Below are 24641 nucleotides of genomic sequence, written 5' to 3'. Positions count from 1 at the left end.
CCGGGCGGGAACCGGCGCCCGGGCACTTTTTCACACAACGCAAATGGCTGCCGACGCAATGGAACAAGACTATGTCCTGATTGTGGAACCGAATCTCACCGGCCACCGCTGGCGATATGTCGAGTGGACCATGCAGGCCTGCGCGGAGGCCGGCTATCCGTGCATGCTCGTGACCGAATGCGCGAATGAAGATCACCGGCTTGCGCGGCAGATCACCGCCGCCAACCGCCCGGATCAGCAGATCGCCTTTGTCGATCCCGAGGAGCGGCCGCGCAACCGCCTGCGCGAACCCAACGAATACTGGCGTTTCCACCGCTATTTCAAGCGCGTGTACACGATCATCAGCCGCATGCAGGCAATCCGGCTCGTGGTGGTGCCCTACGTCGATTACTTCTTTTACTCGCTGCCGTTTCTCGGCTCGCCGTTCGGCGACACGCCGTGGATCGGCATCACGATGCGCGCGACGTTCCATCATCACAAGGTCGGCATCAAGGCGCCCGATCGTCCATTCGTCAACGCGGTCAAGGCGCAGCTCTTCAAGCGCGCGATCCGCACCGCCGGCCTGCGCACGCTGCTGACGATCGACCCCACGTTGCCGGAATGGGCGGCGCGCAGTACGTCTAAGCACAGCGCGGCCATCGCCTACGTGGCCGACCCCTTTCCCGACGAACAGGCGGAAAACCCCGCGCTGGCCCGCCTGCGTCTGGGACTGGATCCCGATCAGCGCTATCTGCTGGTATACGGCGCGATCACGGAACGCAAAGGCATCTACGAACTGGTGCATGCACTCACGCGTCTCGACCATGCGCCTACGCTGATCGTCGCCGGCGAACAGGACACGGGCACGCGACACTTCATGCGCAATCACGTGCGCAGCCTCACGCCCGCGCCGCTGATACTCGACGCCTTCATTTCCAACGACACGGAGCGCGACCTGTTCTCCGCGTGCGACGCGGTCTGGCTCGGCTATAAGGGACACTACGGCATGAGCGGCGTGCTGGTGCAGGCGTACCGCTTCGGCAAGCCCGTCATCGCGACGGAAGACGGTTTGATCGGCTGGTTCAGCCGGCGTTGCGAACTGGGGCCGATTCTGAGCGACCTGAGCTCCGCGTCGATCGGCCGTGCGATCAATGAAACGATGACTTCATGGCCGCACGCGCCGCAAGCCGCGCCATCCGCACGCGACGATCTGCTGTCGCGCCATACGCTCGGCCAGTTCAAGCAGACCCTGCTGCAGCAGATGGCCTGATTACGCAGTAGCGGGCTTTCCAAAAAAACGCGAGGCGTCCATCGATACGATGGACGCCTCTGCACATAGCGCGTCAGTCAATGGCCGGATACGCGCGTAGCCGGCCACATTCCCTTGCACTCAGGACAACTGGCCACCGGCGGCGACGGGCACTTCCTCGCGCACCGAACTGCTGCGCTTTTCCGGGAACAGCGCGTTGCGCATGAGCAGGAACGGATACTCGATCGCACGCGTGGTCACGTAGCCGATCGCAATCGCGATCGCAAACTGCGCCGTGAGGGCGACAACCCAGATGAGGCTCGGCGCGAGCCCCATTGCGGTCGCTTTGCGAATCAGCATGTCGCCGGGTGCGAGCGCGAGCGAATGCCACAAGTAAATACCGTACGAATAGAGGCCGATCCAGGCCACGCCGCGATAGATCCACAAGGTACGCAGCGATCCGGAGTACTCCAGCACCAGCACGATCAGCGCGGCGAAGCCGATTGCCTGGATCGTGTAGCCGATGCTTTCATCCAGTGCGAGATTCTTCGTGGCGAACGCGAGCCATGCGCAAAGCAGGACGACGCTGAAGATCAGCAGCCACTTGCGCTTTGCAAGCTGGTGGTAGACGCCCGGCTTCATCCAGTAGATCGCGGAAAGGATCACGCCGACCAGCAAACTGTCGATACGGTATTGCGTGTACGCGAATGCCGCCTCGAGATTGCCGCCCGCGACGGCGAAGCACCGCGCGGTGAGCACCACTGCGCAGATCCCTGTGAGCACGCCGACGATCGTCCACGCGCCGAGACGCCAGCGCGCGAACAGAAGCAGCAGCGCGGGCAGCACCAGATAAAAGTGTTCTTCAACCGCAAGACTCCAGGTCTGCGTAATCGACGTACCCAGATAATTCTGCAGGTGAGTCAGGTTCTGGATCAGGAAGGTATTCCACGGGTGCCTTCCGGCCAGCACATGAAAGATGATCAGCACGTAATACGCGGGCCAGATACGGAAAATCCGCCGGATGATAAAACGGCGCGCATCCACATGGCCCGTTTCGGCGTACTGCCGAAGCAGCAGCCCGCCCACCAGAAAGCCGCTGAGCGTAAAGAACAGGTTCACACCTTCGCGGCCGAAATTCTTCAGCGGGTACTCAATAATCTGGATGAGGTAATTGCCGGTATGAACAGCATGAAAGTGAAAACCCATCACCATGATGATGGCAATGCCGCGCACGAAGTCCAACTCGACCGCCCGCCCGGCTGTTGCGGGTCCCGCCCCGCCGAATAATTTCATGTTGTTCTCCCCTATCGACCCGAGTTGGCGCGTCAGCGCCTTACTCTGGTCCTATGCAAATGCTGTCGACCGGAGTTGCGCGTTGCTCCGGTCCCATGCAAGCTGGTTGCAGTCTCTCTCGCAGGGCACGGCCCTTTTTGCATATTCGGTGTCGGCAAGCGTGCGTGCGCGCCAACTTCAAGGCATTGGCCGACAACATACGCAAGTTTGCGCACGTCTTGCAGAGCATGCGCTTTCCGTTGCCGCCAGAACCCAGGCAATGTTCGACGAATGCGGCCCAGCCAACTAACGGGCGTGGAGATTCCTTCAAAATAACCCGATGCGAGACCGTCCGCTAAAGACCGACGGCGGACCGAACGCGACGGGGAGGAATCGGTAATGCGTCATCAGTATGCAACGCCCTGGATATGGATTTTCCTGATACCGCTTGCGTTCGACTATAAGGCGACCGACGCGAATACAGGTCACTTCGCGCAATTCATCTTCGTCCTTCCGGCGATCGCCGCGGGGATTGCTCTGCTTCTCATCGCACCGCGCTTTCACGAGCGTTCGCGGCTGCGCTCGGCCGTTACGTGGAGCATGATGCTGTGCGTGTTCGGCAGCATCGTCGCGCAACTGGTTCAGGACAATGATTCCGGCAACTATCTGCGGGTGCTGCTGCCGTTCATCCTCTTCATGCTCGGCTATCTCGTGGCGTGCCGCCCGTGGAGCGAGTTTCGCATCGGCCAGTTCGAAAAAGCCCTGTTCGTCGCCAATGTGATCAGCCTCGTGTTCACCATGGTCTACGGTATGGCCACGGGCGGCGATCTCGAGGACGTGCGTTTCCGTATCCTCTCCGTGACCCTGCTGGGTTTGCAAGGCGTGTTGCTGCACGAATTCGTGGTGGCGAAGCGTTTTTCCCTTTTTACCGTGGGCGTGTTCGCGCTTAGCATCCTGATTGAGCTGCTGAGCGTCACCCGCAGCGTGCTGGTCGGCACCGTGCTGCTGTTCCTGATCGCCGTGGCGCTCAGCGCGCCGTCGATCCAGCATATCTGGCGCGCCATGAGCCGCAGCATCATCATCGGTGCCGTGCTCGCCGGCATGGCGGGCGTCGCCGCCTTGAGTTTCCCGACCGTCGCCGAGCACTGGACGCAGCGCATTTTCGCTTCCGAGGAAACCCGCTCCGGCAAGGATCCGACCACCATCACGCGTCTCGCGGAAATGCGTGACCAGTACGATCAGGTGACGGCGGACCCGGCGGCGTTATGGTTCGGCGAAGGCTACGGCCATTACTATCGTTACTCGCCGGTCTATCTGCCGGATCTCGCCGGCCAGATCAGCGAGAAAGACTTCTATGCGATCAATGAATGGGCCGCGGGACACAACTTCTGGGTCTATCAGTTCTTCGCCGGCGGCCTGCTGTTCGGCCTCGCCATGCCGTTGGTCACGCTCGCGGCGCTGGCGATCTGCTTCTTCTCGTATCGATACTGGCGCTCGGTTGTGCCCGACGCGCCCATGTTGCCGGTGCTGGGGCGCGCCATCATGCTGTTTGCCGCGTTACCCGCCACCTCGATCGGCGGCAATCCGCTCGGGCCGCGTTTTTCGGGCCTGATATTCGGCGTCGCGCTCGGCTTGATGATCGCCACTCACGCGCGTTTGCAGCGTGCACTGCCGGCGCGCGCGAAGCGCTTGCGCCGCCCGCCATACGTGCGTCCGGACGTAATGCCTGAATTGCCCGGCAGGATCCAACCCGGAATGGGCCGCGCCGATCTGCCGTCCACGCTCGGCATGTCGCGCACGGCCAATACCGCGCGCGATTCCAGCCAGTTCGGCGCCCTCGTTTCGCACACGCCGCCCAGGCATCGCTCCAACCGACCCGATATCGCCCGATGAAAATTCTCCACCTGCTTGCAAGCGTCGATCCACGCGCCGGCGGTCCGGTTGAAGGCGTTCGCCGCAGTGGCGCGGCCATGCAGGAAGCCGGCCACGAAATCGAAGTGGCCACCTGCGACGCGCCCAGCGAGGCCTACCTTGCGGCTTTCCCGTTTCCGGTCCACGCGTTCGGCCCGACGAGGGGCCGCTACAGCTTCAGCGAGCGCCTCGCGCCCTGGCTCGCCGCCAACGCGAAACGCTTCGACGCGGTGATCGTCCACGGCTTGTGGCAATACCACGGCTTCGCGGCATGGAAAGCACTGCACGGCAGCGACGTGCCGTATTACGTGTACGTGCACGGCATGCTGGACCCGTGGTTCAAGGAGGCTTACCCGCTCAAGCATCTGAAGAAGTGGCTGTACTGGCCGTGGGCCGAATATCGGGTACTGCGCGATGCGCGCGCCGTCATCTTCACGACCGAAGAAGAGCGCACGCGGGCGCGCCAGTCGTTCTGGCTGTACAAGGCGCATGAACGCATCGTGCCGTTCGGCGCGAGCGTGCCGCAACTCGAAGCCGCACCGCTGCGCCAAGCATTCCTGCAGGCCGTACCGAGTTTGCGCGGCAAGCGCATCGTGCTGTTTCTCGGCCGTGTGCACGCGAAGAAAGGCTGCGATCTGCTGATCGACGCATTCGCACGCATTGCCAGCCGCGATCAGACGCTGCACCTCGTGATCGCCGGTCCGGACGAAACCGGCTGGGGCGCGACACTGCGCACCCGGGCGCAGGCAGCCGGTGTCGCGCATCGCGTGAGTCTGCCGGGCATGCTGCAAGGCGAGCTGAAGTGGGGCGCTTTTCATGCGAGCGACGTGTTCATTCTGCCGTCGCATCAGGAGAATTTCGGCGTGGCGGTGGCCGAGGCGCTCGGCTGCGGACTGCCGGCGCTGATCTCCGACAAGGTCAACGTATGGCGCGAGATCGAAGCCGACGGCGCGGGGATGGTAGCCGCGGATACCGTCGACGGTACGGAAAAGAATCTCGTACGCTGGCTCGATCTGGACGACACGGCTCGCGAAGCAATGCGTGCGCAGGCGGCCCGCACATTCAATGCGCGCTTCCGGGTCGAGACTATGGTCAGTTCACTGACTGCCCTGCTGGAGTCCAAGGGTAGCCACGAAGAAGTGCGCGAAAACACGCTCACCACGCTGCGCGAAGCGACCCAGCAAAGCCGCTGACGCGCGGGGTCGATCACACGCGCAGCAAACCGCGCGGAAGCTCACAACCTCACGGCGCTACCGCTCAAACCGAAGCTAACGCGCCCAATACGCGCCAGCTTCGGCCGTCTTCATTGCGCGTTCACTGCTCCTTCATCAACGGCGTCAAGGTCGAGGCCGCGATCGGCAACGTATCGACCTGAGGCGGCGCCTGAAGCGACATGGCGGCGCTGTTCGCCGCTTCGCCCCGTGTATCGCCGACGAGCTCCGGCAAATCGAGCTGCCGTTTCAGATGACCGGCGAGACGCAGCGCCAGCGCCGCAATCGTGATGGTCGGAAAATTGGCGCCGACAGTCGGAAACACCGAACTGCCGCCAATGTACAGATTGCTGATCCCGTGCACCTTGCAATCGCGATCGACCACGCCCTCGCGCGGCGAATCGTGCATGCGCGTGGTGCCCATGTGGTGCCATGTGCCTTCCAGTTTCGCCGGCCACGTCCGGCCTTCGAGCGGCTCGTCGAGCGTGACGTCCGCGACGTTCGCCATCCGCAATTCCTGTGCGAGCAACTGGAACGTCTTGTCGAAAGTGCGCTGCACCTGTTCGCCGAGGCGCCACTCCACCCGCACGCGCGGCATGCCGAAGTGGTCGCGCCTGTCCGCCGACAATGTCACGCGGCTATCCGGATTGGGCACCGCTTCGACGATAGCCTGCAGCGTCACGTCCGTGATCAGCGCGGGCCATTGCAACAGCCGCGTCAAACCGAAACCGACGGTGTGCAGCGGGTGCGCAATCATGGTTTCGATGTCGCGCTTCAGGCTGCGGCCAGGCTGATCCTTGCCCATCAGCGCTTCCTTGCAGCGGATCAGCGCCTCGGAACCCGCGCTGCCTTCGCCGTACCATTTCGAGTAGAGCCAGACGCGTGAATTGAGCAGCTTCTCGCGCTCCATCCATTCCTGTTTCGGCGCGAACTGCGACGAGATCTTCGTGCCGTGCGCCGACACCGCCGCATTCTGGTAGTGATACTTGATGTCGTACAGCTTGTTACGCGCAATGCCCGGACGGAAGCGCACTTTGCCCGACATCATGCGCGGATGATCCATGAAATAGCGGCCGACCAGATCGTTGGCATTGCCGAGACCGGCGGCCTGCACATTGTTCGACGCGAGCAGCAAACGCGCGTTTTCAATGCCGCCTGTAGCCAGCACGAAAATCCTCGCAGTCATCGAGATTCTGCGGCCGCTGATCGTGCCTATCTTCACCGCGGAAATCGTCGTGCCTTGTGCGTCGGCGTCGATATTGAGCACGTTCGCATGGAGGAACACGCGCACTCGCGTGGAGCGCGACAGTTCTTCTCGATACGTCTTGCCGAAGCGCACCGGCGGGCTGAACTGCGCGACGGTATCGCGCATATCGCCGGTGGCGAGCGGCAGGCGGCGCACGTCCTGGCGCCCAATCTCGCGCTCCCAGTACGCGGGGTCGAAATTCTGCGGGCCGAGCTTCAGCAGTTCATGCGTGCGCGCATAATAAGGCGCCAGTTCATCGAGCCCGAACGGCCAGCCGCTGTGCGCGATCCAGTCGCGCTTTTCGAAGTCCCAGGGGTCGAGCGGGCGGCACCAGCCGCCCCAGCAGTTGCTGCTGCCGCCGAAATACCGGCTGCGCGAGCCGTCCGCAAACGTGTAGGGAAGCCCGATGTTCTCGCCGCGATAAAGATCGCGGGTCGCGTCGTCAGGTCCGAAGCCGCCGCTTTCGAGCACGCAGGCATCGATACCGGCCCGCGACATTTCGAGCGCGAGCGTAATTCCCGCGACGCCTGCGCCGATGATGCAGACCGTCGTTTCAATGACCGTGTTTTGTTCAACAGTACGCGTATCGATGAACATCCCCTACTCCCCATCTTCTTCACGCATTTCCTGAGCGCGTCACGGTTCGCCAGCCAGCGCTGGCAACCAGGCCACGCAAACGTCGCAACCGGACCCTGCTTTGCAACCGCCAGCGGATGCCGCTCGCCAGATAGCGCGACAATCCCTTTGCGGCAACCCACATTCCGGCAATACGACCTCGGCCTCCCCAGCGTACGAACGCTGTGGTTCTATGTCTGTGGCTCAGGTCACGGAGTCGAACCGTTTCCTGATAAAACGGCATGGATTTCCGCCGTACACGCCCTCGGCCTCCAGCGAACGATGCACGACCGACGAAGGTGTCACGACCGCCGAACGGCCGATCGTCACGCCCATTTGCACCACGCACTTCGAAGTGATCCAGACGCCGTCCTCGATGACGATCGGCGCGACGTGCAGATCCATCGTGGTGCTCATATCGTGTGAGCCGGCGGTGAGGAACGTGCCTTGAGAAATGCACACGTTCGAGCCGATGCGAATCAGCGTCTGGTTATAGATCCAGACATCCACACCGAACCAGCAGTTGTCGCCCACTTCGAGATTCCACGGTGCCTTCACGCGCAGCGGATGCACAAAGCGGCAGCCTGTACCGATCTTCGCGCCGAACAGGCGCAACAACGCAACGCGCACGGATGAAAGCGGCAGCAGCTTGTTGTTGATCACGCAGGCTTCCAGCACGAACCAGATGAGTTCGACGAGCGCGCCGCGCTTTGCCTGATAGTTTCCCTTTCCGGCCTGCCCCAGATCGATGACGCGGCCGTTTTCGCACGCGCCTCCGGCTTGCGGCACGCGTCCGATCTGCGGATCGTCGGCAACGTTACCCATCAGCTTTCTCCGAACCACGAACAGTGGTAAACATACGCAGGCCTGCCAGGCAAACTCATTACATTATGTTGCGGCGCCTTGCGGGACTTTGCACTGTGGCCGTGCCGGCAAGCGTTTTGGCGGCTACACGCGTACCGGTTGGCGCACGATAGCTTTATCCCGACAGCATCTCCCTGGGGAACAAGATGACCACCTCGCTTCGACACACCGCTACCTGGATGTTTTTCGCGATCGCATCGTGCGGGTTGCCGGCGTTCGCGCAGAATGCCGCGCCCAATCCCGCAGCGGCCGCACCCGCTCCCGCCGCGACCGCCACCAACGACTATGGCGTCAACGCACAGCTTCCCGCCAACCGGCGCGCCGCGCATCGCAACAGCGAGCAGGCGCTGCTCGGCGCACCGAACCCATACGGCACGGACAACATGCAAGGCAATACCGACGACGCCCAGCGCAACGCGCTGCTCGACACGCAACGCATGACGGTGCTGGGCGGCGGCCAGGGCGCACAACCGGCGCTCGGCAAAAGTCAGCGCAAAGCGCCGGCCGCGGCGGCCAACGGCCAGGTGCGCGTGGCCGGCCAGCCAGGCCGCCCGAACCCCGCTACCCTGACGCCCGAAGGCGCGGCAACCGCCGCTTATGCCGATCCCTATGCGGGCAAGCGCGGCGTTTATCGCTCTCCGTGGTGATATCAGCTTCATGACCAGGCCGCGTACCGGATCAATCCGGCGCGGCTTCCTCCGCCGTGGCCGGTTTGCCTCGCGGCCGGCCCGCGGCACCTGAAGGCCGCGGGCCAAAAGAGGATGGCGCGCCCGTCGCACGAGTTGCGCCTTTCGCGCCTTTCGCATCTTTCCCCCCCGACTCACGCAGCAGCACCGCGAGCCGTTCCTCGAAGGTACGAATCGTCGACTCCGGCGAGAGAGCGCGCTCCGCGTGATTGCGCGCGGCCTTGCCGAGCGCCGTGCGCCGTTCCGCATCGCTGGCCAGTACGGTGATCGCCGCCGCCAGCGCTTTCACGTTGCCCGGCGGCACGACCACGCCGCGCGGCGCCACGGCTTCGTAGAGTGCCGTGCCTCGGCGCGCCATTGCGATGGTTGCGCGGCCGCTCGCGAACATTCCGGTGAGCTTGGACGGCATGACCAGATCCGCCGCGTCGCCGCGTTGCGGAAGTACGTGAATATCGGCGAGATTGAGCAGTTCGTTCAGGCGTTCCACCGGTTGCAGCGGCATGAACACGCAATTCGTCAAACCGGAGCAGCGTTCGAGCAGATTCTCTTTCGCGGCGCCACTGCCACAGAACACGAAGGTGAGGTCGGGACGGGCGGCGAGCGCGACCGCCGCGTCGGCGAGTGTTTCAATGCCCTGCTTAGCGCCCATGTTGCCGGAGTACAGCACCACTTTCTGCTCCGCGGGAATCCCGAGGAGACGACGGAACTCGCTCGGCCGTGCCAGCGGGAAAATAGTCGACACATCGACCCAGTTCGGCAGGCAGACCACCTTCGATGCATCGACACCCTTGGCCGTCGCGCGCGCACTCATCTGCCGCGTAATCGACGACACCGCATCGAAGCGCTTCAGCAACGCGCTTTCGATCCAGCGTGCCGTGCGGGCCGCGCGCGAGCTTTTCAGCAGACCCAGATCGAAGGCCGCATCGACCTCGTAGTCCTGAATATGCAGCCATGCACTCGCGCGTGTGATACGCGCGAGCATCAGCGAGGCCGGCGCACACATCAAGGTCGGCGCGATCAGCATCACCGCGTGCGGACGCCACAGCGCCTGCCATGCGAGCAACGGTAACGAAGTCGCCGCGAAAGTGGCCAGATGCAGCATGCGCTTCAGGCCACTCGGGCGCGACGGCACCCACAGCGGTGCGCGCCAGATCGCCACGCCGTCGCGCGTCTCGTGCTGATACCGCCACGACGCGTAGCCCTCTGCAACGCGCCACTCGGGGTAATACGGCGGCGCGCACACCACGCGCACTTCATGCCCGCGCTCAGCCAGCAGCACGGCCATTTCCGCCGTGTACTTGCCCACCCCCGTCAGTTCAGGCGCATAGTTGATGCCGTAGATCAGTATCTTCATCGTGACTGCCAGAACGGGTTAGGGCTTCGTGCGCGCGACGCGGTTGTGCGGGGCGACTCAATCGCTCAACATCAACGCACAACCACGGGCGATATTGGCAGCCGCGGAAGGCGGGTCGAAACGGCGAATCACATCCATGCACCGTCGCGCGGTGCCGCCCGCATCGGCGAACGCCTCCATTGCCTTGAGCATGGTGCGCTGCAGCCCGGCGACGTCGCCCGCTGTAAACGCGTAGCCGCTCACCCCGTCGATCACCAGTTCCGGCACGCAGCCGCAGCTCTCGCTGACCACCGCCGGGCAACCGTGCGCGAGCGCTTCGTTGACCACCAGTCCCCACGGTTCGCTGTAGCTCGGCAGGACCATGCAGGTTGCGCCGTAATACTCCTGTGTTAGCGGCTCGTCCTGCAAACTGCCGACGAACGTCACCGCGTCGCCGAGTTCGAGCTCGGCCACCTTCGCATGCAACACGTCGGCCATCGGGCCGGTGCCGACAATGCGCAGCTTCGCCGCCGGAATCCGTCGCCGCAATCCGGCAAGCGCCTCGATCAGCGTGCCAATACCTTTCTCTTCGGACAGGCGTCCCACGAACAGAAACACCGGTGGATTACCCGCGCGAGCGGCGACCCGCTCGACTAGCGCACGTTCCGGCGAAAACGAACCCGGCAGCGCGGCCGCCTGGCACGGCACGAAAATCTTGTCGCGCTTCGCGCCGAGCGACAGCAGATACTCGCGGCTGCGCTCGCCGAAACCGAAATAGCCGTCGCACAGCGAGAAAAACACACGCTTGGGAATCGACGTCAGCAGCTTCTTGGGCCGGTCGCGCGCGGTCGAATCGCAGAACACCGCGCGCCGTTTTCCGGTCACGATGCAGGCTGCGAGCATCGCCCAATATTCGGGCCGGTGGTAGCCGGGCAGCACGATCAGATCCGACTTGGTGCGCAAGACTTCCCACGTGAGCCGCGCGATCAGCTTCATGGTCGGCACGTCTTCGTAGCAGCCGTCGAAGAGCTTTTGCATCGGATACCGGTGAAACGAATAATCGACGTCGGAAAAACCGACGCGGTCGTGCTCCGTATCCGCGATCTGCACCATCGAATAGCGAATCGCTCCGGAAGCCGAAATGTTATGCAAGGCGGAAAACACGACACCCTTGTGGCGCGACCACACCACGTTGTGGAAGATCGTGACTGACGCTGTCATTTTTATGCCACTCCTCGAAAAATCGTCCTGCGTGCATCGCGCGTTGGTGCGCATGCATAGCGTTCCAGGCGGTCCTTTACGGCAAACCCGCGCTGAAGCGTCAATTCGTGCGGCTAAGCCTCGACGGCGGCAACGGGCGTCGAACCGGCGTGTGATTCGACGAAATCCCGATACGTGGATGCGATACCGTCCTCGAGAGCGATAGTTGCCTGCCAGCCCATTTGCACGAGCCGCGAGACGTCGAGCAGCTTGCGGGGTGTGCCGTCGGGTTTCGAGGTGTCGAACACGAGTTCACCGTCGAAGCCGGCCACCTTGCAGATGCATTCGGCCAGTTCGCGAATCGACAGATCCTCACCCACGCCGACGTTGAAGAGTCCCTCTGTCACGTTGTGTTCGAGCACGAACAGCGTGGCCGCGGCGAGATCGTCGACGTGCAGGAACTCGCGGCGCGGCGTGCCCGAACCCCACACCGACAACGTGGGGTCACCGTTCAGCTTCGCTTCGTGCGCCTTGCGCAGCAGCGCCGGCAACACGTGGCTGCTGTTCAGGTCGTAGTTGTCATTCGGACCATACAGATTGGTCGGCATCAACGCGACGTACTGGGTGTTGTACTCGCGGTTGTAGGCTTCGCACAGCTTGACGCCGGCGATCTTCGCGATCGCGTAGGCGTCGTTGGTCGGCTCCAGCGGCGAAGTCAGCAGATACTCCTCGCGGATCGGCTGCGGACATTGCTTCGGATAGATGCACGAGGAACCGAAGAACACCAGTCGCTCGACCCTGGCGCGGTACGCCGCATGAATCACGTTGGTTTCGATCACCAGGTTTTCATAGATGAACTCACCCGGCCGGGTCGCGTTCGCGAGAATGCCGCCCACGCGCGCGGCCGCGAGCAACACTACGTCGATCCTTTCGCTTTCGAAGAAGCGATTCACGGCCCCCTGATCCGTCAGATCGAGCTCCTGACGCGAACGGGTGATCACGTTCTGATACCCGTCGGCGACAAGGCGCCTGACGAGCGCGGAGCCGACCATGCCCCGGTGGCCCGCAACAAAGATGCGTGCTTGTTTGTTCATCGCAAGTTACTCGTGATGTTCCAGCGCCGTGAAGCCGGCCAGCGTGACGAGCGCGTCACGTCGGGCAATCTGATAGTCCGCGCGCACCATTTCCTTGACCAGCGAGGCGAACGGCGTGGTCGGCTGCCAGCCGAGCTTCGCATGCGCCTTGGACGGATCGCCGAGCAGCGTCTCGACTTCGGCGGGCCGGAAGTAGCGCGGATCGACACGCACGATCACGTCTCCGGGCGACATCTTGATCTCGCGCCCTTCCACTTTCTCGACAATGCCGATTTCATCCACGCCGGTGCCCTCGAAGCGCACGGTGACGCCGAGCTCGGCGGCCGCGTGCTGCACGAACTGACGCACGCTGTATTGCACGCCGGTGGCGATCACGTAATCCTCCGGCTGCTCCTGCTGGAGCATGCGCCATTGCATCTCCACGTAATCGCGCGCATGGCCCCAGTCGCGCAACGCCGACAGATTGCCGAGATACAAGGTCTTCTGCATGCCCACCGCGATACGCGCGACAGCGCGCGTAATCTTGCGCGTCACGAACGTCTCGCCGCGCACCGGCGATTCGTGATTGAACAGAATCCCGTTGCACGCATAGAGACCGTAAGCCTCGCGATAATTGACCGTGGTCCAGTACGCGAACAGCTTGGCGACGGCATACGGGCTGCGCGGATAGAACGGCGTGGTCTCCGACTGCGGCACCTGCTGCACGAGGCCGTAGAGCTCCGAGGTCGAAGCCTGATAGAAGCGTGTCTTTTCCTGCAGCCCGAGAATCCGGATCGCTTCGAGAATCCGCAACGCGCCGAGGCCGTCCGCGTTCGCGGTGTATTCGGGCTCCTCGAACGACACCGCAACGTGGCTCTGCGCGGCGAGGTTGTAGATCTCGTCGGGCTCGACACGCTGGATCACGCGCAGGATGCTGGTCGAATCGGTCAGATCCGCGTGATGCAGAAAGAGCCGCTGGTCCGGATCGTGAGGATCGCGGTACAGGTGATCGATCCGGTCTGTATTGAACAGGGATGACCTGCGTTTGATGCCGTGTACGTCGTAATCCTTGGCAAGCAGCAACTCCGCCAGATACGACCCGTCCTGTCCTGTGATGCCGGTGATCAGCGCGACCTTACGTTTCATGGAGCATTCTCCTCGTTAACCTTTCAGTCCTGGTGCCGCAACCTCGTTGAGCCTTGTCTGACCACCAGCCGTTCGCCGCCATTTCAACCGGCGATGCTGTCGTAGCCGTAGTAACCGCCTTGATAACCCGAGCCGAGGAACGCCCCTTCCTGCGGCACGTCGGTCAGCAGCACGCCCCGGAGCGCCACGCCGCCGTTGCGCAGTCGCTTGGCCGTTTCCATGACCTCGTTGAGCGGATGGCGGCCGTGGCGCACCACCAGCAGCGTCGTGCCCGCGTATTTGCCGATCAGCGTCGAATCGGTCACCGCCAGAACCGGCGGCGTATCGACGATCACGAGGTCGTAGTGCGACTTCAATTCTTCGAGCATGGTTTCGAAGCGCTTGCTCATCAGCAGTTCGGCCGGATGCGAAGGCAGCGTGCCCTTGGCGAGCACATCGAGGCCCGGCAGCACGTCGCGCTGGATCATCGCGTTCAGGTCGCCGCCGCTCAGCACGTCGGACAGGCCCGGCTGATGACCGATACCGAAATGCGAGTGCACGTCGCCGCGCCGCATATCGCCGTCGATGATCAGCACGCGCTTGTTCGCCGACGCCACCAGCGCCGCAAGATTTACCGAGAGGAACGACTTGCCGGAATCGGGCCGTGAGCCGGTGATCATCACCACGTTGTTCTCGGCGTGATCGAGCGAGAGCTGCAGCGAGGTGCGCAGATTGCGCACGCCTTCCACGGCGATGTCTTCCGGCGCCTGCTGTGCCAGGACATGCAGCCCGCGACGGCGCAGCATGACGTTCTCCTGCAGCTTCAGCTGGGTCTGGCTGCGCGGCACCACCGCGAACACCGGCACGCCGAGCATGCCTTCGAGTTCGTCCGGACGTTCCACGCCGCCGTACATGGCGCGCTTGAAGAAGGTCAGCAGAATACCGAGCACGAGGCCGCCGCCGAGCGCGATCAGGATCGCGATCACGCGCTTCGGACGCACGGGTTCGTCGGGCGCTTCGGCGAAGTCGACCACGCGCACGTTGCCCACCTGCCCGGCCTTCGCCACGCGCAGTTGCTGCGCGCTGTTCAGCAGATTGGTGTACAGCTCCGTGTCGACGTGCACGTCGCGCAGCAGACGCAATGCGGTCTGCTCCGTATCCGGCATGACCGCCACGCTGCGGTTCATGTTGGCCGCCGCGCCTTGCAACGCGGCGATCTGTGCGTCGAGCGCGGCCACCGCCGGGTGATTCGCGGTGAAGCGTTGCGACATCTCCGCGCGTTGCTGCTGCAGATCCATCAGCTTGGTCTTGTTATCGACGATCTGTTGCAGCAGCAAGCGGCTTTCTTCACCGAGGTCGACGGTGCCGTGCGTGTTGCGGAACTTGTTGTAGCGTTGCTCGGCGTCGTCGAGTTCCTTGCGCAAGCCCGGCAACTGCTGATCGAGAAAGGCGAGCATGTGCTCGGCCTCGGTCGAACGGCTCTCGACATCCTGGCGCACGAACTCGCGCGCCATGCTGTTGACGATCGCCGCGGTCAGCGCGCTGTCGCCGCCTTCCAGACTCGCGCGGATCACGCCGGATTGCAGCGTGGTTTCCTGCACCACCAGGGCCTTTTGCAGCCGGTCCACGGTGCTCAGCGTGGAAGCGCGCGACAGTTCGAAGCGCGAGCCGGCCGGGCCGACCAGCTTGTCCACGTGCAACGTGATCGGGCCGTCGGCGGTATCCGTTTCCACGGTCTCGCCCACTTTACCCGACAGGATCGCGATACCGTTCTTGTCGCGCAGCACGTATGAGCCGTCATTGCCGGCAATCAGCGTGAAGGTGGTGTCGTACATGTCCTTCGACGTGTCGAACTGCGACACCGTAATGGCCTCGTCACCCCATGCATAGCCGGACAGGTTGATGAACTGCGGCAGCCTGAAGCCCCATTGCCCGTTCACCAACCCCGCGATCATTCCGCCGATGATCGGAAAATAACGCGGCCCCGCCGTGATATCGAGGTGCAGCTTCTTGACGGTTTCTTCCGTGACGAGCCGCGACTTCAGCAACTCGATCTCGGCCGCCGTGGAAGGCTTGGTGTCGAACATGCCGGTGAGCGGCGGCAAGGAGTCCTTGCCGTTCGCATTGGCATTCGCCGTCTTGTCCTCGACGTGAAACAGAACATCCGCGCGGTAGGTCGGCGGCGCGAGGAAGGCGTACGCGCACCCCAGCGCGAGCGCGATCAGCGTCACCATCGCGATCGTGCGCCAACCTCGCACGATCGTACGCAGATAGTCCGACAGGTGAAGCTCGTCCGGTCCGGACACGTCGGTATAGCGGTTTTCGAAGTTGATTGCCATTTTCTTCACCCAACAAAGCCCGGCGGTTCAAGATCACGTTTGTGCGGTTGTTATTTCGCGAGGACGGCGCCCGTTACAGCCGCGTTGATCGCCGGCAGCAGCAGGTTCAACACACGGTTGAAGCGGACCAGTCCGCCTTGACCGACGTACACCACGTCTTTCGGCTGCAGTTCGAACTGATTGGCGAGCACCATCGAAACCGGCGAAGTAGCATCGAGGTGGTACACCTCGGGCGCTTCGCTCGTCGAATTGCGGATCACGAACAGTTGCCGGGCCGCGGCCGTGTTCGAGTCGAAGCTGCCGCTATCGGAAATCGCTTGCGAAAGCGTCAGCGAGCCGTTGCGCATCGGCAGGATGGTCGCCGGCTTGTTGACCTCGCCCATCACGTAGACACCGCTGTCTTCACGCGATGCCACCCGCAGCATGTCGCCCGGTTGCAGATAGATGTCCGACGGATTGCGGCCGCGCTTGATCAGGTCGTCCATGTTGAGCTGATAAGGCACGCCGTTGCGGATCAACACCACGCGGCTGCGGTCCGCATTCGGGCTAAGGCCGCCGCTCAGGCTGATCGCGGTCGTCAGCGACATCGGAATGTCGTTGACCGACTGGGCGCCGGGCGTGCGCACTTCGCCGTCCACATACACCTGCGCCGCGCGGAACGACGCCACCCGCACCGTCACTTCCGGCTTCTGATAGACCTTGCTCAGACGCCGCGACAGTTCCTTCTGGATCGAGGCCACGTCCTTGCCGGCCACGTGCACCGTGCCCGCATAGGGGAACTGCACGTCGCCGCTTTCATCGATCAGGAAGCCAGGCGCCGCGTCCGTCGTCTTCGTGTTCTGCGCCGGCTGACCGAGCGCTGCGGCAAGTTCGGGGTGATCCCACACGACGATCTGCAGCACGTCGCCGGGGCCGACCTTGTAAGCGGTCGGCTTGCCGAACAGCGCGAGCATCTGCGGCGACATCGGCGCGGTCGTCTGCGCCTGGTTCATCTTGCGCAGCAACGTGAGGTTGATGTCGGTGATCGGAATCTGCTGTTGCGTATTCGCTTCAGTACTGTAATCACCACCCGTGTCCTGAATTGCGGCGGGCGTGACCATCCGCTGGCCCGGTGCGATTCCGCATCCGGAAAGCAGTGCGGCAGTAGCGAAAACCAGGAGACTTCCCGTGCGTAAACCAAGCGAGCTCATGATGTTTCCTCCTTGCGCCACGGCGTTTTTCCTCGGTGGAGGTAGCGTCTGGCGTTTTGTTAACTACTTAGTAAGCGTTTCGATGCACCAGTCCGGCGACTATCGTCGCGCCGATAATCCGCATGTCGAGTGCGAATGACCAATGTCCCAGGTAATACAAGTCATGTTCCACCCGACGTTCCATCTTCTCGATGCGGTCGGTCTCGCCACGAAAGCCGTTGATCTGCGCCCACCCCGTGATCCCCGGTTTAATCCGGTAGCGATTGATATAGCCCGCGACCACTTTCTGATAGAGGTCGTCGTGCTCGAGCGCATGGGGACGCGGTCCAACGACCGACATGTCGCCACGCAACACGTTGAAGAATTGCGGCAGCTCGTCGAGGCTCGTGCGGCGCAGGAACGCGCCCACCCGGGTGACGCGCGGATCGTTGCGCGTGGCCTGCCTGACGGTGCCTTTTTGCTCGGTGTGCAGACGCATCGAGCGGAATTTGTAGATCGTGAATACGTGGCCGTCCGCGCCTTTGCGTTTCTGTTTGAACAGAACCGGACCGCGCGAGGACAGCTTCACCGCGATCGCGATTGCGAGCATGAGCGGTGCAAGGGCGATCAGCGCCGTCAACGCGAACAGGCGGTCGAAGATTTCCTTCTTCAGCATCGAGCTCGCGGACAGCGGCGAGGCCACCAGGTTGATCGCCGGCACGCCGAGCAGATCGATCACGCCGCTGCCCTCGAAGAGCGCGAGGCTGCGCACGTCCGGCATGAAGCGGATGTTCACGAGGTCGTCGCGGAATTCGCTGACCAGCGAACAGATCAGCGGCTCCTCGGAGAGCGACAGCATCAGCCACAGTTCGTGCACGTCGTTGGTCCGCATGTAGACGGCGAGCGCTTCGACCGACTCGAACACCGGCACGCCCTGGCTGATCACCGGCGACACGTCGGGACGCGCGTTGTACACGGCCGTGGCGCGAAAACCGGTGGTCGGCGCCGCATTGATCCGGCGGATGATCGCGTCGCATTGCGAGCCGCTGCCGACAATGGCGACCTGGTGCAGATTCATCCCGGCGCTGCGTGCGCTCGCCAATACCGCGTGCGTCATCAGCCGGTATGCGATCAGCAGGCCGCCGGTCACCGCCGTCCAGTACGAGAACCATAAGCGCGACACGAAGTCGATGCGATGCAGCGAATACATCAGCACGAGCGCGCTACCCTGCACCATCAGCCACGCGAGCGAAACCTGTCCGGCCAGCACCAGCTTGGAGCGGCCGCGCCATGATTCGTACACGCCGAACGCCGGAAAGATGGCCAGCGCGAACGCAGCGGAAAACATCACGAGCGCCCAATAGAACCCGGATTGAGCGAGGTAATCAAAACGGATCTGCGACGCCACCGCCGCCCCCGCCAACACCAATGCAACATCGAAAACTCGCGCGAGCAAATCCTGAAACTTGCGCATTCTGGTCACCTCGTTCTTGCCGTTCTTGTCTGCAGTTGAATCCGGCGTGCTGTTTAGGAGCAGCGGCCGTAGTTGTCGTTGAACCTCACAATGTCGTCTTCGCCGAGATAGGCGCCTGACTGGATTTCAATGATTTCGAGCGGCACCTTGCCCGGGTTTTCAAGCCGGTGGCGGGTGCCGAGCGGAATGTAGGTCGATTCGTTTTCGCTCAACAGGAACTGTTCGTCGCCGCGCGTGACGAGCGCCGTGCCGCGCACGACGACCCAGTGTTCCGCGCGGTGGTGATGCAATTGCAACGACAGTTGCGCGCCCGGCGTCACGACAATGCGCTTGACCTGGAAACGCTCGCCGTGGTCGATCGAATCGTAAAAACCCCACGGGCGGCGCACCTTGCGATGCGCGTCGGCCTCCGGCGCATGCTGCGCCTTGATGCGCGATACCAGGCCCTTCACGTCCTGCACATGCGAGCGGTCGACCACCAGCACCGCGTCGGCGGTTTCGACCACCACCACATTGGTGGTGCCGACACAGGCGACCAGCCGCCCTTCTGAATGCGCGTAGCTCGATACCGCGCCTTCGAACGTCACTCGGCCGCGGCCTGCGTTGCCGTTGGCGTCTTTCTCCATTGCGGCCCAGACTGCGTCCCAGGAACCGAGGTCCGACCAGCCGGCAGCCAGCCCGACCACGACGCCGGCCGGCTGCGCCGGGATGCCTGCGGCCGCGCCGTCCGTCGTATCCGGTTCGGCCCGTTCGGCCGTTTCGGTCAGGCGCTCCATCACCGCGTAGTCGATCGAATTCGCGGGCGCACTGAGGAACGCTTCGACCAGCGGCCGGAAATACGCGCCGTCCTGGCGGCCGCCGGTGAACGCGCGTTCGCAGGCCGAGTGCATTTCCGGCTGCAGACGCTTCAACGTATCGAGCCACACGCTCGCCCGGACGATGAAGATGCCGCTGTTCCACCAGTACATGCCCGCCGCGACATACTTCGCCGCGAGTTCTTCCGCGGGCTTTTCGACGAAACCGTCGATCGCATGGCCGCCGCCCGCCAGTTCCGCGCCGATGCGGATATAACCAAAGCCGGTATCGGGGCGCGTGGGCGGCACGCCCAGCGTCGCGATCGAACCCTGCTCCGCATACTGCGCCGCGCGTTCGAGCGCGGCCTGCAAGGCGGGCACGTCGGCGATCGAATGATCCGCGGGCATGACGACGAGAATCGCGTCGCCGCCGTCCGCGCATGCGAGCGATGCCGCCAGCGTGAGCGCCGGCGCCGTATCGCGTCGCGCCGGCTCGACAATAAGACGAGCTTCCACGCCGTTTTCATGAAGCTGTTCCGCGATCACGAAGCGGTGTTCCTCGCCGCACACGATGACCGGCGACGCATCCACTTTCCAGGCGGCGGGAAACCCGTCCATACGCCGCGCGGTAGCCTGCAGCAGCGAGTCGGAACCGACTACGTCAATCAGTTGCTTCGGGTAGTTCTCGCGCGACACCGGCCACAGCCGGGTGCCCGAACCGCCCGCCAGAATGACCGGGACGATGCGCGCGCAGCGCCCGTTCGCCATCGTGGCGCCCGCACTGCTCGGGTCGATCGACACGGCGTTCACAGTTCCCTGAGTCAACATATTCGCAATCCTTATAATTCTCAAAGATCGGCGGAAAGACGGACCGGATGCCACGCTGCCGCGCGGACCTCCGGCGGGCCCCGTCGCGCTATTCGCCGACCAGTCGGCGGCTTTGAATCCGAAATTCGGTCGGCGAAATTCTCATCCGTTTGCGAAACACCTTGGCCAGGCGGTCGCCATTGCCCATGCCGGTACGCCGCGCGATCTTGTCGACCGGCAATTCGGATTCGGTCAACAGGCTGCAGGTCACCGCAAGGCGCTCGTGCAACAGAAAACTCGAGGGCGTAATGCCCATTTCCATCTTGAAGCGGCGCAGAAAGTTGCGCTCGCTCATGGCGGCGAACTGCGCCGCGTCGGCAATCGAAATCGCCTGCTGGCAATTTTCTTGCAGCCAGCGAGCGGCCGCGCGCACCTTGTCGCCGGGGCTCAGGCCGCCGTCTTCGCCGAGCAGCGGCGCGAGATTCGAGCACGAATCGGCCAGCAGGCGCTCGGCCACCGTGCGCGCCGTGGCGCTGCCGAGATCGCGCTTGATCATGGCGAGCGCACTTCTCATCGATTCGAGGCGATCGCCCGCGTCGGCGGTCTGTTCAGGTTGGCGCGCGGGTATCGGCTGCGCCTGCGAATCGCCAGCTTCCTTGCTGTCGGGCACATACGCCGCATCGAGCAGCGCGCGGCCTTCCGCGATCGGCCGGATCATGCCGGTATTGCGGCGTATGCGGCGCAGCCACGCAATCAGCCGCTCGTCGCCTGCGGCGGCGAATGCGCCCTTACCGCCCGCCACATACAACGCATCGAAACCGCCGTAATGCCGCGCGTCGAGTCCGTCAGTCCAGACCCGCAGCGCGGATGACGAAGTCACCATGCCGCCGTCGGCCGACAGGAAGGAAACGTCGTATAACCAGCCGCCCGAACCGGACGAAGCCATTTCGTTCGCGGCCTGAAACACCTCGGCAACGACCCCGGCTCCCTGCAGCGAGCAGTCGTTGAACATCAGTATCGCGATGCGACGCATACCCTTGTTCGGAGCGTGCACCCAGCGCAGCATTGCAGACTCGAGACTCGCGCAGGTCATAGTCATCCTCTCACCAGAAAACGGATCTAACTCTTCACCCGGGACGGCCACAGAGAGGCCGGCTCTGTGCAGCGCATCATAGTCACCGCCAATCAAGCATTTAGCCGCCATGACCGAAAGCGCGTACATGTTGGCGTATGGACAGGGTGACCCGCCAGGGATTTTCGGAACAACCCCGCTACCGCTGTCTTTTCAACGGATTAATTGCCGATTCCGCATATGAATGAATTGGCATTCTGCGAATGTTAATGCAAATAAAACTGGCATTTCGTACGGCACCGCACACACGGCGACTACTCGAAAACGGCCGAGTTACAACTCGAACCATCCTTCGCCAAACCGATTTGAAGTGACTTTTTCCCGCCGGAACGTCAGAATGAGCGCAGCCGGCTTCGTTATGCCGGCATCTGCTCCATGCGGGCGCCAGCCCGCGTTTCTTCTGACGATAAATCTCCGGAGTGGCAATAAGTAAAACGAACATCCAATATAAGCACTTAAGCGCGCGGCAAAATTATTTAATTGGTTGTTATTGGATCCCGCGAATATAAACATGGCGATTAATGTTTCAAACGTGAAACACCGAAATAAGACAACTTTAGACCGCGCGGCAATAGACGGGCCAGTGGCGGAATGTGTCGGATGAGAAGCGGGCTATTTCCGCCAGCGGTTTGCGGAAATACACTATGCGGTTTCCGCAACACATTGGCTGAAGGGACGCGGCCCGGCGGGTCTGACCTGGTGAACTAGCAAATGGGCGACGTGTTTGTCGTCTGGGGGAAGTACGGCGAACGGCACGGGGAACACATGTCGAATGTACGCGAACAGCGCGCGCCGCGAAAGCGCGCCGGCGGCTTTTCCGCCGTGAGTCGAGGACTGCGAGTCAGTCTGGTTGCCTCGGCGGCAGCCATCATCCTGCTCGGTCTTCCAACCGTTCGATGCGCGGCCGCAGACGCTGCTCCGCAAGCGAATGGCGTGAGTGCGAGCAAGGGCGAATTCACCGCGGACGGCAGGAAGTGGACACCGTGTGCGGCGGAATACGGCACCTGCCGTTTCAGCGGAACGCGCGACGTGCTGTATGGCACGGTGCAGCAGCACGTCGTCAAGACGTTTGCGGATAGCGCAGAGTGCAACAACGCTGTCTTCGGCGATCCGGCGCCCGGCGTCGAGAAGCGCTGCGCGATGACGCAAGCGGCAGCGCCCGCAGCGAAGCCTGTCGCGAATACGGACAAGGCGTCGGGCGCTGCGGTGCAATCCGCCGCGCCCGCGGAGTTGGAGGCGCCGCGCGGACAAGGCTTGCGTTGCTCGGCACCTTCGTTGCAGGTGCCCACAGCGCAGAACGGTGATCTGCTCGAAGCCGACACGCCCAGCGACGGCACCCGTCTGTTCGCCGTGACCAAACCCTTCGCGCTTGTTTTCGCTACACGCCCCACACAAAGCGACACGCTTACCTGGCAAATACGCGACACGTGGAATGTCGTGCGCGCCAGTGGACGCTTCCCCGTTGCGGCCGGCGCAACCCTGTCCACGCTGAGTTGCGCGTCCAGCGTGGCGGGTTACTTCGCCGTGTCCGCATCGCTGGAACGCGCACATGGCCAACTCGAATCGCGCGGCACGCGTCCCGCGGGCATTGTGACGTTCGGCGTGCTGCCGGACCCCTCCGCCGCCTTACCCGCGGTGCGTTTTCCGTATGAAGATCTGCACCGCTTCGGCGGCCAGGGCGCCGCCTATCTGGCACCCGGCCAGCAGTGCTGCGACGGCGACGGCTACCGGCCGGTCTACACCGCGCTCGGCCTGTCGTGGGTCAACGACAATCGCAACTGGTATATGGAAGAGCCGAAGAAACCGGGCACATTCGAGCCTGCGACGAAGCAGCTCACGCCGTTTTTCCGGCGCGGCGACCTCATGCGGCTGATCCAGCTCGACGGCATCCCCCAGTGGGCGAGTCCGACCGGCAAGGAAACGCACAGCTATGCGCCGACTTCGCTCGCGCAGATGAAGGACTACATGGCCAGGGTCGGCGCCGAGTCGAATCGGGTGCGCATGACCTACTTTCCCAAACAGCGCGACAACTACTATCAGGTGACGTGGGAACCGGACGCCGACGGCGGTCTGCCATGGCGCGACACCGACGCGAATTTCATCGCCATGTACAAGGCGGTCTGGGAAGGCATCCATCACACGGATCCCCATGCGGTGGTGATGGGCCTGACGTATTCGTCGGTGCAAGGCAACGTGACGTGGATGCGCAAGCTCGGTCCGCTTGGCATCGGCCGCTATATGGACGGCATGACGATTCACGGCTATTACGACATCGGCACGACGCCCTCGCATCCGCCCGAGCGGGTGACGGACACCGGCAATCAGGGCACGGTGCCGGGCGCGCTGCCCGCCGCGATGCGGGCGCTGCGCCACGAAATGCGTCAGTACCTGAAACCCGGCGCACCGCTGTTCGTGACCGAGACCGGCATCAGCTACGACATCGGCGAATCGTATGGCAAGAACTATCCGGGCGCGAATGTGTTGTATGCCCAGGCGGCGGTCACGGCGCGCACGCATCTGATCCTGCTCGGCGAAGGCGCCGACATGACCTACGTGTTCTATCTTGCGGATATGCCGGACGCCGCGCCGGGCTACGGCATTTTCTTCGAGCTCGATCATCCCACGGGCGCTTATGGCCCGACCCGCATCAGCCCGAAGCCCGCGGCGCTCGCAGTGGCGGCGATGACGCGCATCATCGACGGCACCGTGACGCTCGGCCCGCTCAAGGGCGTTCCCAAAGGCGTCTACGCGTACGCGTTCCGCCGGCTCGGCGGCGGCAAGATCGTCACCGCCCTCTGGACACATGACAACGACGCATGGAGCGCCAGGAGCGGTTTCGACGCGAGCCGCAACGTGGACTATCGGCTGCGCGTCGACGCGCCCGGCAGCACCGGAGAAGTGACGGTGTTCGACATGATGGGCAACGCGACGACCTTGCCGTACCGCGACGGCGTGGCAAGCGTGAAACTCTCGCCGGCGCCGGTCTACGTGGTCTCCGGCAACGCCGACGTTTTCAGGGACGCGGTCACGACACCTGAGGGTTATGTGGCCCGTTAGCGGCGCGATGTGACGATACTTCGGCGTGATGTGACAGGCTCTGCGGCTACTGGCGCACATAGTATGCAGGCGGGGGCACGATAGCATGGCTGTCAACACGCCGGA

At 63.2% G+C, this 24641-nt stretch carries 17 protein-coding genes; 5 read left to right on the top strand and 12 right to left on the bottom strand.

What is annotated here, in order from left to right; genetic code table 11:
* Positions 1 to 58: 58 nt before the first annotated feature.
* A complete protein-coding gene (locus PDMSB3_RS03320) occupies positions 59 to 1249 on the top strand; it encodes a glycosyltransferase (RefSeq protein WP_405044835.1) in 1191 nt (396 codons plus the stop codon).
* Positions 1250 to 1369: 120 nt separating this feature from the next.
* Here PDMSB3_RS03320 and PDMSB3_RS03315 read toward each other — a convergent pair whose 3' ends face one another.
* Positions 1370 to 2521: an acyltransferase family protein gene (locus PDMSB3_RS03315; RefSeq protein ID WP_165184593.1), complete on the bottom strand. Its 1152-nt coding sequence runs from the start codon at positions 2519 to 2521 to the stop codon at positions 1370 to 1372.
* Positions 2522 to 2899: 378 nt separating this feature from the next.
* Between PDMSB3_RS03315 and PDMSB3_RS03310 the strand changes: the two genes are divergently transcribed.
* Together PDMSB3_RS03310 and PDMSB3_RS03305 are read left to right on the top strand one after the other, a co-directional pair.
* Positions 2900 to 4393 (top strand): O-antigen ligase family protein, encoded by a 1494-nt coding sequence (locus PDMSB3_RS03310; RefSeq protein WP_165184590.1) that lies wholly within the window; start codon positions 2900 to 2902, stop codon positions 4391 to 4393.
* Entirely contained in the window at positions 4390 to 5604 is a 1215-nt protein-coding gene (locus PDMSB3_RS03305; RefSeq protein ID WP_165184587.1) for a glycosyltransferase, read from the top strand. Before PDMSB3_RS03310 ends, PDMSB3_RS03305 begins: the two co-directional genes overlap by 4 nt.
* A 121-nt stretch (positions 5605 to 5725) precedes the next feature.
* Here the strand turns inward: PDMSB3_RS03305 and PDMSB3_RS03300 are convergent, their stop codons facing one another.
* Positions 5726 to 7465 (bottom strand): FAD-dependent oxidoreductase, encoded by a 1740-nt coding sequence (locus PDMSB3_RS03300; protein ID WP_165184585.1) that lies wholly within the window; start codon positions 7463 to 7465, stop codon positions 5726 to 5728.
* Between the two features lie 222 nt (positions 7466 to 7687).
* The gene (locus PDMSB3_RS03295; RefSeq protein ID WP_165184583.1) at positions 7688 to 8308 is read right to left on the bottom strand and encodes a DapH/DapD/GlmU-related protein; all 621 of its coding nucleotides are present in this window, start codon (positions 8306 to 8308) and stop codon (positions 7688 to 7690) included.
* Positions 8309 to 8493: 185 nt separating this feature from the next.
* Between PDMSB3_RS03295 and PDMSB3_RS03290 the strand changes: the two genes are divergently transcribed.
* Complete coding sequence (locus tag PDMSB3_RS03290) at positions 8494 to 8994, top strand: hypothetical protein (RefSeq protein ID WP_165184580.1); 501 nt, start codon at positions 8494 to 8496, stop codon at positions 8992 to 8994.
* Between the two features lie 31 nt (positions 8995 to 9025).
* On the opposite strand, the gene PDMSB3_RS03285 is transcribed toward PDMSB3_RS03290, so the two are convergent.
* From PDMSB3_RS03285 to PDMSB3_RS03245, 9 genes are all read right to left on the bottom strand, one after another.
* Positions 9026 to 10387: a glycosyltransferase WbuB gene (locus tag PDMSB3_RS03285; RefSeq protein WP_165184578.1), complete on the bottom strand. Its 1362-nt coding sequence runs from the start codon at positions 10385 to 10387 to the stop codon at positions 9026 to 9028.
* A gap of 57 nt (positions 10388 to 10444) precedes the next feature.
* Positions 10445 to 11587, bottom strand: coding sequence for a glycosyltransferase family 4 protein (locus PDMSB3_RS03280; protein WP_165184575.1), 1143 nt, complete (start codon positions 11585 to 11587; stop codon positions 10445 to 10447).
* A 113-nt stretch (positions 11588 to 11700) separates the two neighbouring features.
* Positions 11701 to 12660 carry a GDP-L-fucose synthase family protein gene (locus tag PDMSB3_RS03275; RefSeq protein ID WP_165184572.1) on the bottom strand — a complete coding sequence of 320 codons (960 nt, stop codon included), beginning with the start codon at positions 12658 to 12660 and terminating at the stop codon, positions 11701 to 11703.
* Between the two features lie 6 nt (positions 12661 to 12666).
* A complete protein-coding gene (gene gmd, locus PDMSB3_RS03270; protein WP_165184570.1) occupies positions 12667 to 13785 on the bottom strand; it encodes a GDP-mannose 4,6-dehydratase in 1119 nt (372 codons plus the stop codon).
* Positions 13786 to 13868: 83 nt separating this feature from the next.
* The gene (locus PDMSB3_RS03265) at positions 13869 to 16103 is read right to left on the bottom strand and encodes a polysaccharide biosynthesis tyrosine autokinase (protein ID WP_165184567.1); all 2235 of its coding nucleotides are present in this window, start codon (positions 16101 to 16103) and stop codon (positions 13869 to 13871) included.
* Between the two features lie 50 nt (positions 16104 to 16153).
* Positions 16154 to 17293 (bottom strand): polysaccharide biosynthesis/export family protein, encoded by a 1140-nt coding sequence (locus PDMSB3_RS03260; protein ID WP_197740201.1) that lies wholly within the window; start codon positions 17291 to 17293, stop codon positions 16154 to 16156.
* A 67-nt stretch (positions 17294 to 17360) separates the two neighbouring features.
* Complete coding sequence (locus PDMSB3_RS03255) at positions 17361 to 18746, bottom strand: undecaprenyl-phosphate glucose phosphotransferase (protein WP_165184564.1); 1386 nt, start codon at positions 18744 to 18746, stop codon at positions 17361 to 17363.
* Between the two features lie 53 nt (positions 18747 to 18799).
* Positions 18800 to 20368: a sugar phosphate nucleotidyltransferase gene (locus PDMSB3_RS03250; protein WP_165184562.1), complete on the bottom strand. Its 1569-nt coding sequence runs from the start codon at positions 20366 to 20368 to the stop codon at positions 18800 to 18802.
* Between the two features lie 88 nt (positions 20369 to 20456).
* Positions 20457 to 21440 (bottom strand): helix-turn-helix domain-containing protein, encoded by a 984-nt coding sequence (locus tag PDMSB3_RS03245; RefSeq protein ID WP_165187327.1) that lies wholly within the window; start codon positions 21438 to 21440, stop codon positions 20457 to 20459.
* 804 nt (positions 21441 to 22244) lie between these two features.
* Between PDMSB3_RS03245 and PDMSB3_RS03240 the strand changes: the two genes are divergently transcribed.
* The gene (locus PDMSB3_RS03240; protein ID WP_165184559.1) at positions 22245 to 24536 is read left to right on the top strand and encodes a hypothetical protein; all 2292 of its coding nucleotides are present in this window, start codon (positions 22245 to 22247) and stop codon (positions 24534 to 24536) included.
* Positions 24537 to 24641: the final 105 nt, after the last annotated feature.

It is taken from the genome of Paraburkholderia dioscoreae (assembly GCF_902459535.1).
Lineage (GTDB): Bacteria > Pseudomonadota > Gammaproteobacteria > Burkholderiales > Burkholderiaceae > Paraburkholderia > Paraburkholderia dioscoreae.
Note: the sequence above shows the minus strand (reverse complement) of the source record. Positions and strands in the feature narration are given on the sequence as shown.